The sequence below is a fragment of the Streptomyces sp. NPDC057654 genome (assembly GCF_042800135.1).
In the GTDB taxonomy this organism is placed as follows: Bacteria; Actinomycetota; Actinomycetes; order Streptomycetales; family Streptomycetaceae; genus Streptomyces.
Window position 1 is genome coordinate 1 of record NZ_JBHVHQ010000153.1, and the last position, 13,056, is coordinate 13,056.

The following is a 13,056-nucleotide window of genomic DNA, read 5'->3' on the forward strand; positions in this document are numbered from 1 at the left end:
CCCCTCCCCCGTACGCGCCCGGCCCGGCGCCCCTGCTCCGTACGGGCTCAGTCCGTCGGCGTGCCGATCCGCAGGCGGTTGCCGTCGGGGTCGCGGAGTTCGATTTCGCGGGCCCAGGGGGCTTCTTCCACGGGGACGCCGAACTCGGCGGCGATGGTGTCGACGTCACGGACGCGGAGGTAGATCAGGGTGTCGGGACGGGCGTCGCCCTGGTGTTCGGAGAGGAAGAGGCGGACCTGGCCTCTGGCGACCTCGACGAACGCGGGGAGGTCCGGTTCGAATCGGTGTTCCCACTGGTGGGTGAAGCCGAGGCGTTCGTACCAGCCGAGGGCGGCGGCGGCATCCGCGACGTGCAGGATGGGGATGACTTCCTCGGCGATGTCCTCTTCATGCTCTGGCATTCCGCCATCCTCCCAGGCCCGCCCCGCCCTCTGAGCGGCTCAGTGCTGAAGCACCTTCGAGAGGAACTCCTTGGCCCGGTCCGTCTTCGGGTTCCCGAAGAACTCCTCCGGCGGGGCGGACTCCACGATGCGCCCGCCGTCCATGAAGACCACCCGGTCGGCGGCCCGCCGGGCGAAGCCCATCTCGTGGGTGACGACCAGCATCGTCATGCCCTCGTCGGCCAGGGAGACCATGACGTCGAGGACCTCGTTGATCATCTCCGGGTCCAGCGCCGACGTGGGCTCGTCGAAGAGCAGCGCCTTGGGCTCCATCGCCAGCGCGCGGGCGATGGCGACGCGCTGCTGCTGGCCGCCGGAGAGCTGCGCGGGGCGGGCGCTCGCCTTGTCCGCCAGGCCGACGCGGTCGAGCAGGGCGCGGGCCCGTTCCTCGGCCTCGGCGCGGGCCGTGCCGCGTACCTTCACCGGGCCGAGCGTGACGTTGTCGAGCACGGTCTTGTGGGCGAAGAGGTTGAAGGACTGGAAGACCATCCCGACGTCCGCGCGCAGCCGGGCGAGGGCCCGGCCCTCCTCCGGCAGCGGGGAGCCGTTCACCGCGATCGTGCCGCCCTCGATCGTCTCCAGGCGGTTGACGCACCGGCAGAGCGTCGTCTTCCCGGAGCCGGAGGGGCCGAGCAGCACGACGACCTCGCCGGCCCGTACGTCCAGGTCGATGTCGTGCAGCACCTGGTTGTCGCCGAAGTACTTCTGTACGCCGCTGACGCGGATGAGCGGCTCGGCCGCGCCCTCGGCCGAACGGTCCGCGGTCCGCTCCGCGCCCTGAGAGGTCGTCATGTCACTGTCCCCCGGGGCCGTCGTACACGTTCCACGGCAGCGGCAGGTACGGCGACTTGCACGGCAGCCCCGCGACGACGTGGTACTCACCGGTCGTCAGGTCCACGATGTTGGAGGCGATGGTGCTCGTGTGCAGCAGCGGGTCGGTCTCCTCGACGGGGTGGTTGCACACCGAGTGCGGCAGCCCGAAGTGGTCGCTGAGGCCCTCCTCGATCACCTTGCGGATGTCCGCCGACTCGCCGCGGTCGCGGGCCTGGCGGAGCGCGGCCTCGATGATCGGCACGCGGTAGAGCGAGTCGACGGAGAAGGGGCGGTACGTGCGCTCCAACTGCGGGGGCACGGGGGCCTGGTAGTGGTTTCCGTGGACCAGCATCCCGTCCTGGGGGTACAGCCACTGGTGGCGGCCCGGCGTGGTCTCCAGGTCGATGGCGATGCCGTCGCGGTGGGTGAGGAGGAGGTTGGTGGGGATCTGCTGGCGGGCGGTGAACGGGACCTGGAGGGCGTCCTTGTAGTTGGCCTGGTCCAGGATGCGCCGCCGGATGAAGGGCTGCGGCACGCCGATCTCGTCGCCGAACCGGCCGCCGAGGCCGTTGGCGTTGAGGGCGATGCCGGCGGAGTTCGCGCCGTGCCGGCCGATCTGTCCGGCCTCGACGACCATCACCACGGTCGGCCGGGGCGGCTGGACGATGCGGAGCGCGACGAGGGTGGGCTCGGCGCCGGTGCGCCAGTCCCAGTTCTGCCCGCACCAGACATGGCCGTCGCCGGCGGCGGGCGGCAGCAGGGCGAACGAAGAGCAGCCGTCGGCGTCGGGCTCCTGGCCGTCCGACTTCGCCGGCTCCTCGCTCGTAGCTCCCATCCTCGCGAACGTGCGGTCGTAGACGATCTCGCCGCGCGCGTTGAGCGCCATGAGGTCGAGGAGCCCGGTGCCCGCGCCCTCCGCCACCCCGCGCAACTCCTCCAGCAGGTCCGGGGCGAAGTCCTCGACGCAGGGCAGCCAGAGCTCGGCGCGGCGGGTGACCTCGTGCCATTCGAGTCCGGGGGTCTTGGCGAACGAGGCGCGGTAGAAGGCGAGCGCCGCCTCGATCTGGGGGCGGGCGGCCTCGCCGTACTGGCGGCCGCGTTCGCGGGGCGTCCCCGAGATCTCGATCAGCGGAATGGGAGGTGTCTGCATTGGGCTTCCCTCAGAAGTGGCGCGCTCGGCGTGTGCACCGGCCTGTACATCGGCGTGTACATCGGCGTGTACATCGGCGTGTACAGCCGTCTGTAGCATCCGCTACGAGTTGTTCCGGCTCTCGTAGCCGCTTACGGCCCGATAGTAGCGAGCACTACAGAGGAGTCAATAGCTGTCATGAAAACTACTGCAACGGGCCCGGACCCCGCACCGGCCGGTTTCCACGCCCGCGTCGCCGAGCGGCTGGCCCAGCTCTCCCCCGCGGAGCGGCAGGTCGCGGAGTATCTGCGCAACCATGTGCAGGACGTCCCGTTCGCCACCGCCGAGCAGCTCGGGCAGGCCGCCGGAACCAGTGACGCCACGGTGGTGCGTACGGCCAAGGCGCTCGGCTATACGGGCCTGCCGGAGCTCAAACGCGAGCTCGGGCAGCGCTTCGTGGACAGCAGCCGGCCCTCCTCGGTGCGCCGCCGCTCCACCTCCGGCGACACCGACGCGACGCTGGACCAGATCTTCGACGAGGCGGTGGACCGGCTCCAGCAGACCCGCCGGCTGCTGGACTCCGAGGTCTTCGGGCAGGCCGTGGACCTGCTGGCGGACGCGCGCGCGGTGACCGCGTTCGGCATCGGCGCCTCCGAACTGGCCGCCCGCCACCTCGCGCTGCGCATGGGGCGCCTCGGCTTCCGCACCCGCGTCGCGGCGGCCACCGGCTTCCAGCTCGCGGACGCGCTGCTGCCGGTGACCGCGGGCGACGTCGTGGTCGTGTACGCCCCCGGCCGGCTGCTCACCGACATCGAGGTGGTGCTGGACCACGCGGCGCAGGCGGACGCGGCGAGCATCCTGGTCACCGACTCGCTCGGGCCGGTCCTCGGCGACCGGGTCGACGTCGCCCTGACCGCCCTCTACTCCGGCGGCGGCATGGCCAGCGAGGAGCTGGCCGCGATGGTCCTCAACGACGCCCTGCTGCTGGCCCTCAAGGAGCGCGGTGCCGCCCGCGCGGCCGACGCGGGCGAGACGCTGAACCGGCTGCGCACCGCGCTGACCGGCCGGGACCCCGCCGCGTACGTACCGCGTCGGCAGCGCCGCAAGCGGGGGGCGGACACCCTCGGCGACTGAGCGGCGACAGGCGGGAACGGCGGGTGGGACGGACGCGCGGCCGCTTCGGACCCTCCGCATACCGAACCAGAACAAACTCTTGACACGGTGCGGGGCCCGACTATGGTGAAGCGCACTACAGAGGTTCATGTGTTCGTAGTTTCTACGACACAGTCTCTGGTTGCCCCCTCCGCCCGGACGCTCCCTTCCAGGGGACAGGTCTACCGTCCGCGGCCGTGAAAGGAACCGGTCATGACTCTCCGGAGACCAGCTGTGCTCGCGGCCGCCATCGCCTGCGCCGCGTCCCTCACCGCCTGCGGCTCCTCGGAGCTGCCCGACAAGCCCGGCGACGGCGCGAAGTCGGGCGACTCCCTGCTCTCGCGCGCCCCCGTCGGCAAGGACCTGCCCAGCACGCCCACCCTGGAGCGCATCCGCAAGAACGGCCATCTGACGGCGGCCACCTCGGACACCGACCCCGGCTTCTCCGAGAAGAACCCGATCAGCGGCAAGTACCAGGGGTTCGAGGCGGACCTGACGGCGATGCTCGCGAAGTATCTGCTGGGCAAGCCCGAGGTCAAGCACGTCTCGATCAACGCGGACACCCGTGAGGCGCTGCTCCAGAACGGCACGGCCGACGCGGTCGTCTCCACGTACAAGATCACGCCGGAGCGGATGCGCAAGGTCGCGTTCGGCGGCCCGTACATGAACCTCGGCCAGGCCGTCCTGGTCCGCAAGGGGATGAAGGGCATCGACAAGGCCGCCGACCTCGACGGCCGCAAAGTGATCACGACGGCAGGCCCGTCCGTGGAGTCCCTGAAGAAGGTCGCGCCGCACGCGACGCCGGTGATCTTCCAGACCATCAGCCAGTGCCTCCAGGCCCTGCGCGACGGCCGCGGCGACGCCTTCATCAACAACCAGGCGGTCATTGTGGCCCGCGCGAAGAAGGACACCGCCCTGGAGGTGCTGCCCTTCACCTTCGGCTCCGCCTCATACGGCATCGGGCTGCCCAAGGACGACCCCAAGTTCCGCGAGATCGTGGACGGCTTCCTGCGCACCGTCGAGAAGCAGGGGCTGTGGAAGCAGTCCTGGCAGGACAACGTCAGCCCGCTGACCAAGCAGCCGGCCCCCGAGCCCCCCACGCCGGGGAACGCGGGCGCCGACCCGTCCACCCCCGCCACGCCCACCGCCTCCAGCGGCTCCTGAGAGGCCGGCCGTGAACGTCGTCGCCGACCACTTCGGGGAGATCCTGGCCGGGTTCGGGCGCACCCTGCTGCTCACCCTCATCAGCTTCGCCGCCGCCCTGATCCTCGGCGGCCTGCTCGGCCTGTGCCGGGTGGCGCCGCTGGGCGTCCTGCGCTCGGCAGCCGCCTTCTACGTGCACACGGTGCGCAACCTGCCGCTGCTGCTGGTCGTGGTGGTGACCGTGTTCGTGCTCCCCCAGCTCGGGCTCACGCTGTCGCTGAACACCTCCGTGACCGTGGGGCTCGCCGCCTACATCGCCAGTTACGTCGGCGAGATCCTGCGCTCCGGCATGGAGACCGTGCCGGCCGGCCAGGTCGAGGCGGCCCGCGCGGTAGGGCTGACCACCTCCCAGTGCCTGCGCCTGATCGTCCTCCCGCAGGCGCTGCGCTCGATGGTGCAGCCGCTGGGCAACATGTTCATCGCCACCGCCCTGGGCACGGCGGTGGGCTCGGTCGCGGGCGTCAACGAGCTGTCCGGGGTCATCCGGCAGCTGAACGTCGAGTACGTCGAGCCGCTCGCCCTGTTCGCGTCGGCGACCGTGCTCTATGTGGCGCTGACCCTCGCGGGCGGGCTGATCACCGGGGGGCTGGAGCGCCGACTGAGGATCCACCGATGAGCGGGGCGGTACGGCGTACGGGCGCTACGGCGCGCGGTACAGGCGGTACGACGCGAGGGACGAGCGGTTCGGACCGGAACACCAGCGGCTCGACGCAGCCCGACACCAACGGGACGGCGCGGAGCACGGAAGAGAGCACAGCAGCCATGACCCAGACCCGGCCGCAGGCCCAGCCGGCAGGCCCCGCCCCCGCCGGTCCCGCCGTCGGCGAAACCGCGCCGAGCGGGCCGGGCGAGGCCGGCGGGCGGGACACGCGAGGGCGGCGCTCCCCCCGTACGGACCGGGCCGGCCGCAGGCCGCTCGGCGGTGCGGCGGGCGTGCTCTTCGAGCCGCCCGGCGCGCGCGGCCGGCGGCAGCGGCGCATCGGCTCGACCGCAGCCGCCGCCCTGATCGCGCTGTTCGCCGGCGTCGTCCTGCTCCAGCTGGGCCGGCACGGCCAGTTGGACTGGGCCCGCTGGCAGCCGCTGACCCAGTCGGCGATCCAGCAGTTCCTGTTCAGCGCGCTGGGCGACACCCTGCTGGCGGGCCTGGTGTCGATCGCCATCGGGCTGCCGCTGGGCGCGGTCATGGGCCTGCTGCGGCTCTCCCGGCGGCGGTTCGTCTCGCTGCCCGCGGGAGCGGTGGTGGAGCTGCTGCGCTCGCTGCCGCTGCTGTTCGTCGTGTACTTCTTCCTGCTCGGGCTGCCCTCGCTGGGCCTGCGCCTGCCGCCGTTCTGGCAGCTCGTCATCCCCATCGTGCTGCACGGCATCGGCAACTTCGCCGAGATCTTCCGGGCCGGCGTGCTCGCGCTGCCGCGCGGCCAGAGCGAGGCCGGGTACGCGATCGGGCTGCGGCACGGGCAGGTCATGCGGCTCATCGTGCTGCCCCAGGCCGTACGGGCGCTGCTGCCGACCATCATCGGCCAGGCGGTGCGTGCCCTGAAGGACACCACCTTGGGCTATGTGGTCAGCTACCCCGAGCTGATGCACCAGGGCAATGTGCTGGGCTCGTACCTGGAGAACGACTTCCTCCAGGTGTACTTCGAGGTCGCGGTCATCTTCATCGTGATGAACTGGCTGCTGTCCAAGCTGGCCGAGTGGGTGGAGAACCGGACCGGCCGCACGCCCCGGCCCTCCCGCGGCGTCAAGGCGGCCCGGCGGACGGCCTCGGCCTAGACCGGCCCGGCCCGTGCCGCGGCGGCCGAATGCCGCCCCCCATATTGGAGTCCGAAAAACCAATTAGCTAAGCTACGACCGTGCGACTGACCAAGAGCACCGACATCGCCCTGCGCATCGCCATGCGCCTGGCGGTGGCGGACGACGCCGAGGCCCCGACCACCCGCGAGGTGGCCGGGGCCGTCGGAGTGCCGTACACGCACGCCGCGAAGGTGGTCAGCCGGCTACAGCACCTCGGGGTCGTCGAGGCCCGCCGAGGGCGTGGCGGCGGACTTACCCTCACGCTCGCCGGCCGTACGGGCTCGGTGGGCCGGCTCGTCCGCGAGCTCGAAGGCGTCGGTGACGTCGTCGGCTGCGAGGACGATCCGCCCTGTCCGCTGCGCGCGGCCTGCCGGCTGCGCTCGGCGCTGCGCCGGGCCCAGGAGGCGTTCTTCGCCGCGCTCGATCCGCTCAGCATCGAGGATCTGGTCGGCGAGCCGACCGGTCCGGTGCTGCTCAGCCTGAGCCCCCGCCCCGGCAGCTGATTCCCGTGCCCCGCCGCGCGGTCGTTCCGCACAACTCAAAATACGAATTCAAGATGCAAGTTTGGAGCCGCTGATGTTGTCACCCACGTCGGCCGAGACCGTCCGCGCCACCCTGCCCGCGGTCGGAGGCGCCATCGGAGAGATCACCCCGCTCTTCTACGACAAGCTCTTCGCCGCCCACCCCGAGCTGCTGCGCGACCTCTTCAACCGCGGGAACCAGGCCAACGGCGCCCAGCGCCAGGCCCTCGCGGGGGCCTTCGCCGCCTTCGCCACCTCCCTCGTCACCCACCCCGACACCCGCCCCGACGCCCTGCTCTCGCGCATCGCGCACAAGCACGCCTCGCTCGGCATCACCGCCGACCAGTACCCGATCGTGCGCCGCCACCTCTTCGAGGCCATCGCCGAAGTGCTCGGCGACGCGGTCACCGAGGAGGTCGTAGCGGCCTGGGACGAGGTGTACTGGCTGATGGCGAACGCCCTGATCAGCATCGAGTCCCGGCTGTACGCGGAGGCCGGCGCGCCGGACGGCGACACCTGGCGGCGCTACCGGGTCGCCGCCCGCGTCCGGGAGACCGACGAGGTCGCAACCTATGTCGTACGCCCCGCCGACGGTGGCCCGACGCCCGCCGCCAGGCCCGGCCAGTACGTCTCCGTACAGGTGCGGCTCCCCGACGGCGCGCGGCAGATCCGTCAGTACAGCCTCTCCGGGGAGCCCGAGGGCGGGCTCCAGTTCTCGGTCAAGCGCGCCATCGGATCGCCGGACGGCGAGGTCTCGAACTATCTCCACGACCATGTCGGGCCCGGCGAGACGCTGCTGATCAGCGCACCCTTCGGCGATGTCGTCCTGGCCGACGGCGACTCGCCCGTACTGCTCGCCTCCGCGGGCATCGGCTGCACCCCGATGATCGGCATGCTCACCCGCCTCGCCGCCACGGGCTCCACGCGCCGCGTGCTCGTCGCGCACGCGGACCACAGCGAGCACACGCACGCCTTCCGCGACGAACTGAGCCGTCTGACGTCCGCGCTGCCCGCCGCCACCGCGGACGTCTGGTACGAGGACCCCAAGGGCGACTGGCCCGCGGACCGTACGGGCCTGGCCGACCTCGCCGCGCTGGACATCCCCGCGGGCACCGTCGCCTACCTCTGCGGCCCGCTGCCCTTCCTGCGCGCGGCCCGCGCCCAGTTGCTGTCCGCCGGGGTGCGCCCCGCCGACGTCCATTACGAGGTCTTCGGTCCGGACCTGTGGCTCGGCGGGGAGGAGTGAGGGGCGGCCCGCCGGCCGGGCGCGTCACGCACCACTGAGCGTTACCACTCCGTAACTCAGGAATGGGTTACCTCCAGTAAGCACCTCTGGTTACTCTCCAGTCACTTCGACACCCCCACTGTCATGCGAAGTCTGGAGCGGCTCATGGCGTCCCCTCGCGTCCCCCACCCTCGGCACTCCCTGCGCGCGGCAGCCGCCGGCGCCGTGTCCACCGCCGTTCTCGTAGCGGGCGGCCTCGGCACGGCTCCGGGAGCGGCGGCGGCTCCGGCGACGCCCGTCACGACAACCGCCCAGTCCGCCCCGTCCGCCCAGTCGGCGGGCGCGCGGCTGAAGTTCCACGACATCCCCGGCTCCGGCGGCATCACGCTCAAGGGCAACGTCTTCACGCCGGGCGGCGCCTTGGCCGACGCCTCCCGGCGCTACCCCCTGATCGTGCTGCCCACCAGCTGGGGCATGCCGCAGATCGAATACATCGCCCAGGCCCAGAAGCTCGCCGACGCGGGCTATGTCGTGGTCAGTTACACCTCGCGCGGCTTCTGGCTCTCCGGCGGGAAGATCGAGACGGCCGGGCCGCCGGACATCGCCGACTCCTCCAAGGTCATCGACTGGGCGCTGGCCCACACCCCCGCCGACGCCGACCGGATCGGCATGGCGGGCGTCTCGTACGGGGCGGGCATCAGCCTGCTGTCCGCCGGGTTCGACAAGCGGGTCAAGGCCGTCGTCGCGATGAGCGGCTGGGCCGACCTGATCGACTCCATCTACAGCGGGCGCACCCAGCACCAGCAGGCCGCGGCCCTGCTCGGCGGGGCGGGCGCGCTCACCGGCCGCCCGAGCGCCGAACTCACCCGTACGCTCAAGAACTTCCTCGGCTCCCGCCTCGACAAGGAGCAGGAAATGATCGACTGGGGGAAGAAGCGCTCCCCCGCCACGTACGTCGACAAGATCAACGCCAATGGCGCGGCCATCATGCTGGGCAACGCGTGGGGTGACACGATCTTCCCGCCCAATCAGTACGCCAGGTTCTACGAGCGGCTGACCGGGCCCAAGCGCCTCGAACTGCGGCCCGGCGACCACGCCACGGCCGAGGGCCTGGGCCTGCTGGGGCTGCCCAACGACACCTGGGCCAACGCCCACCGCTGGTTCGACCACTACCTCAAGGGCGCGGACAACGGCGTCGACCGCGAGCAGCCCGTACAGCTCAAGTCCCGTTCCACGGAAGGGTACGAGGGGTATCCGAGCTGGGCGGCCGTCGGGAAGAAGCGGATCGATCTGCCGCTGACCGGCGGCCGCACCATCGCCACGAATGTCGACTCGGGCGCCGACGGCGGCATCGTCCTGCTGTCCAACGCCCTCGACCAGTTCCTCAAGACGCCGCCGGTGGTCTCGGTGCCGCTGCTGCCGCGCCCGGTCGCCGCCGTCTGGCAGTCCGAGCGGTACGCGGCCGAGCGGCGGGTGCGCGGCACGGCGACCCTGCACACCACGCTGACCAGCAACAAGGAGAGCGGCACCGCCATCGCCTACCTCTACGACGTGGGGCCGCTCGGCATCGGCAAGCTGGTCACGAACGCCCCGTACACCTTCCACGGCAGGACGCCGGGCAAGCCCTTCGGCGTCGATCTGGAGCTGTTCTCCACGGCGTACGACGTACCGGCCGGGCACCGTCTCGCGCTCGTCGTCGACACCGTCGATCCGCTGTACATCTCCCACAACCCGCTCGGCGCGAAGCTCACCTTCTCCTCGCCGAAGGACGACCCGTCGAGGCTGTCCGTACCGGTCCGCGACTGAGCGCCGCGGGCGCCCGTCACTTCGCGGTGAAGGCGAGGATCTCCCGCGCCACCGCCTCGGAGTTCTCCTCCGCGAGCCAGTGCCCGGCCTTGGGGATCTCGACCGCGCGGGTGATGTCGCGCAGCGTCGGCTCCAGGGTCGGCCGGGTGGCGGCCATCGAGCCCTTCGCCGTCAGGAGGAGCGTGGGAACGTCCGTGGGGGCGGCCGCGGCGTTGTCGCGCTCGTCCTGGTCCAGGCTCCGGTAGAGCTCGAATCCGCCGTGCAGTACGGCCGGGCGGCTGTACGTACGGGTGTACTCCTCGATTTCCGCCCTGCTGAACGGCGAGGTGGTCCGCTTGCCGCCGAACGACGATCCGCCGTAGGCGACTTGCGTGGAGAAAGCGGTGATGTACTCGCGCACATCGCGGCGGCTGTCGACGAGTTTCTCGGGAATCCCCGGCTGGCTGTTGAAGGCCATATGCCAGGAGAAGGTCCGGTACTGCGCGGCGGGGAGCTTCCGCCCCGGAACCGGATAGTCCATGTGCACATAGGACTTCACCTGCCGGGGGAACTGGGCGACGTACTGGAATCCGACTCCGCCGCCGAGGTCGTGGGCGACGAGATCGAACCGGTCGAGTCCTATCCGGTCGTTCAGCAGGCCGTGGACGTAGTTCGCCAGGGTCTTCTTGTCGAAGCTCTTCGGACTTCCCTCGCTGTCGCCGAGTCCGGGCAGATCGAGGGCGTATACGGTGTGGTGCTCGGCGAGTTTCGGCATCACTTTCCGCCACTCGTACCAGGTCTGCGGCCAGCCGTGCAGCAGCACCAGCGCCGGGCCCTTTCCGCCGGTGACATAGTGCATGCGCACCCCGTTCACCGTCGCGAACTTGTGTTGGAAAGCGGCGTTGAATCGCGCGTCGTGTTTCGTCGCCGAGTCGTATGCCGTGGACGTGGCCGTCGCGGCGGCGGCAGCGGGAGGGGGCGCCGCCGCGGCCCCGTCGAGCGTGTTCCATCCGACGGCGCCGCCGACGGCGAGTGTGGCGGTCAGTGCGCCGGCTCCGAGGAGAAGGCGTCGGCGGGCGGGTCCCCGCCGGGTTCGGTTCAGTGTCATGCCGCGATCTTCGGTCGTGCCATTGCGGCCTGGCACGGTTTTTTGCAGGATTGCAAATCATCGCCCCGAGCAGAGGAGCCGACCGTTGACGGAAGACCAGGCCGTACTGGAGAGCGTCGGCCCGAGGCTGCACGGCTTCCGCAAAGCCCTCGGCATCACCCTCGCCGATCTGTCGGACCGCACGGGTCTCACGCCGAGCACCATTTCCCGGCTGGAGCGCGGCCATATCCGCCCCACGCTGGAACAGCTCCTGCCGCTCGCCCGCGCCTATGCCGTGCCGCTCGACGAACTCGTCGCCGCGCCGACGACCGGCGATCCGCGGGTGCATTTGCGACCGCTCCGCAAGCACGGGCTGACCTTCGTGCCGCTGGGCGTGAAGACGGGCGGCGTGCAGGCATACAAGGTCGTCTACCCTCCCGCCTCGCAGCTCCCGCCGCCGACCTTCCATATGCATCCCGGCCGGGAATGGTTCTACGTGCTCCACGGGGCGGTCCAGCTCGTCCTCACCGGCACCCGTACGGAACTGACGGCGGGCGAGGCGGCGGAATTCGACACCACCGCCGCGCACTGGATCGGCAACGCCCGGGACGACATGCCGGCGGAGACCATAGCCATTTACGGTCAGCAGGGCGAGCGCGTGCACATCACGGACGTCTGAGCCCCTTCCCGCGAGAAGTCCGGCGATTCAGTAGGTGACCGTGATGCGGCGCGCCGGGCCGTCGACGCGGACGCGCCCGCCGACGGGGATCACGAGCTGCGGGTCGGTGTGGCCGAAGTCGACGTCGAAGACCAGCATGGCGTCGGGCGCGTACTCCCGGAAGGCCCGCAGGACGGCCTCGCGCTGGTCCCGGCGGTAGGCCGCCTTCTCCTCGCCGGCGAGCGGCTTCTCGAACGACCAGCTCTTGGCCCTGCCCATCAGCACCGCGGGGAACTGCCGGAGCAGCCCGCGTTCGCCCATGTTCCGCAGAATCCAGTAGACCTCCCGGGCGGGCGGCATGTCTTCGGACGTCTCCAGGAAGAGCACATCGCCCGCGTAGGCCGCGGTCGGCAGCACCTCGCGGTCGGCCATCAGCAGCCAGGAGAGGATCTCCAGGTTGCCGCCCCAGCTGATGCCTTCGACCACCTGGTCGCCGTTGTGCCACGACCAGCCGTCGACCGGCTCCATCTCGGGTTCGGACTCGAAGGTGCGGGGGTCCTGCCAGAGTCCGTTGACGTCGCCGGACGTGCTCGCCGGGGTGAGTTCGTACGGGCCGGAGGTGAACAGCGCCGCCCTGAGCGAGTCCGCGGTCAGCGGGTGCAGCGCGCCGGGGCGTCCGAGCTCGACCATCAACGAGCCGCCGTGGTAACCGACGATCCCCGAATTCCGCAGGAACAGAAGGAGGTTGGTGTTGTCGCTGTACCCGAAGAACGGCTTGGGGTGGGCGCGGATCAGGTCGCGGTCGAGGTGCGGCAGGACGGTCAGCTGGTCCTCGCCGCCGATGCTGGCGATCACCGCCTTGATGGCGGGGTCCGCGAAGGCCGCGTGGACGTCGGCGGCCCGCTCCTCGGGCGTCGCGCCCATCGTGCGGGTCGTCGGGTACTCCACCGGCTCCAGCCCGAAGTCCTCCCGCAGTCTGCGCAGGCCCAGTTCGTAGGGCTGGGGGAAGACGCCGGGCAGTCCGGCGGCGGGGGACAGCACCGCGACCGGGTCTCCGGGGCGGGGCTTGGCGGGGTAGGAAGGGTCCGTCATCCGGTGATGATAGGAGGCGTGCGGCCCGTCGCCGTACCGGTTATTCCCGGGCCCGGCGCGCACAGCGCCGCCAAACTTGCGCGCCACGCATCTTTGCGCGGCGCGCACTTTTTGCTACGGTCGTTCCATGGGGCTGCGAGAACAGAAGAAGGCCGAGACG

Annotated in this window: 13 protein-coding genes; 8 read left to right on the plus strand and 5 right to left on the minus strand. The window is 71.1% G+C overall.

Features of this window, described 5'->3' with window-relative positions:
• Positions 1-47: 47 nt before the first annotated feature.
• From ACFU99_RS14645 to ACFU99_RS14655, 3 genes are read right to left on the minus strand one after another with little or no spacing between them, the layout of a single operon-like run.
• Positions 48-380: a glyoxalase superfamily protein gene (locus ACFU99_RS14645; protein WP_384390948.1), complete on the minus strand. Its 333-nt coding sequence runs from the start codon at positions 378-380 to the stop codon at positions 48-50.
• A 60-nt stretch (positions 381-440) separates the two neighbouring features.
• On the minus strand, positions 441-1,232 hold the full coding sequence (locus ACFU99_RS14650; RefSeq protein ID WP_384390914.1) for an amino acid ABC transporter ATP-binding protein: 792 nt from the start codon (positions 1,230-1,232) through the stop codon (positions 441-443).
• A gap of 1 nt (position 1,233) precedes the next feature.
• A complete protein-coding gene (locus tag ACFU99_RS14655) occupies positions 1,234-2,403 on the minus strand; it encodes a C45 family autoproteolytic acyltransferase/hydolase (RefSeq protein WP_384390916.1) in 1,170 nt (389 codons plus the stop codon).
• A 177-nt stretch (positions 2,404-2,580) separates the two neighbouring features.
• Between ACFU99_RS14655 and ACFU99_RS14660 the strand changes: the two genes are divergently transcribed.
• From ACFU99_RS14660 to ACFU99_RS14690, 7 genes are all read left to right on the plus strand, one after another.
• Positions 2,581-3,516 (plus strand): MurR/RpiR family transcriptional regulator, encoded by a 936-nt coding sequence (locus ACFU99_RS14660; protein ID WP_384390919.1) that lies wholly within the window; start codon positions 2,581-2,583, stop codon positions 3,514-3,516.
• 231 nt (positions 3,517-3,747) lie between these two features.
• Entirely contained in the window at positions 3,748-4,698 is a 951-nt protein-coding gene (locus ACFU99_RS14665) for a glutamate ABC transporter substrate-binding protein (RefSeq protein ID WP_384390921.1), read from the plus strand.
• 10 nt (positions 4,699-4,708) lie between these two features.
• Positions 4,709-5,353, plus strand: coding sequence for an amino acid ABC transporter permease (locus tag ACFU99_RS14670; RefSeq protein ID WP_384390924.1), 645 nt, complete (start codon positions 4,709-4,711; stop codon positions 5,351-5,353).
• Positions 5,354-5,499: 146 nt separating this feature from the next.
• Entirely contained in the window at positions 5,500-6,507 is a 1,008-nt protein-coding gene (locus ACFU99_RS14675; protein WP_384390927.1) for an amino acid ABC transporter permease, read from the plus strand.
• An 80-nt stretch (positions 6,508-6,587) separates the two neighbouring features.
• A complete protein-coding gene (locus ACFU99_RS14680) occupies positions 6,588-7,031 on the plus strand; it encodes an RrF2 family transcriptional regulator (RefSeq protein ID WP_384390930.1) in 444 nt (147 codons plus the stop codon).
• A 73-nt stretch (positions 7,032-7,104) separates the two neighbouring features.
• Positions 7,105-8,295 (plus strand): globin domain-containing protein, encoded by a 1,191-nt coding sequence (locus ACFU99_RS14685; protein WP_384390933.1) that lies wholly within the window; start codon positions 7,105-7,107, stop codon positions 8,293-8,295.
• Positions 8,296-8,439: 144 nt separating this feature from the next.
• Complete coding sequence (locus ACFU99_RS14690) at positions 8,440-10,080, plus strand: CocE/NonD family hydrolase (protein WP_384390936.1); 1,641 nt, start codon at positions 8,440-8,442, stop codon at positions 10,078-10,080.
• Positions 10,081-10,096: 16 nt separating this feature from the next.
• Here ACFU99_RS14690 and ACFU99_RS14695 read toward each other — a convergent pair whose 3' ends face one another.
• The gene (locus ACFU99_RS14695) at positions 10,097-11,167 is read right to left on the minus strand and encodes an alpha/beta fold hydrolase (protein WP_384390939.1); all 1,071 of its coding nucleotides are present in this window, start codon (positions 11,165-11,167) and stop codon (positions 10,097-10,099) included.
• A gap of 85 nt (positions 11,168-11,252) precedes the next feature.
• Between ACFU99_RS14695 and ACFU99_RS14700 the strand changes: the two genes are divergently transcribed.
• Positions 11,253-11,825 carry a helix-turn-helix domain-containing protein gene (locus ACFU99_RS14700; RefSeq protein ID WP_384390942.1) on the plus strand — a complete coding sequence of 191 codons (573 nt, stop codon included), beginning with the start codon at positions 11,253-11,255 and terminating at the stop codon, positions 11,823-11,825.
• Between the two features lie 27 nt (positions 11,826-11,852).
• Here the strand turns inward: ACFU99_RS14700 and ACFU99_RS14705 are convergent, their stop codons facing one another.
• On the minus strand, positions 11,853-12,896 hold the full coding sequence (locus ACFU99_RS14705; protein WP_384390945.1) for a S66 peptidase family protein: 1,044 nt from the start codon (positions 12,894-12,896) through the stop codon (positions 11,853-11,855).
• Positions 12,897-13,056 lie beyond the last annotated feature (160 nt).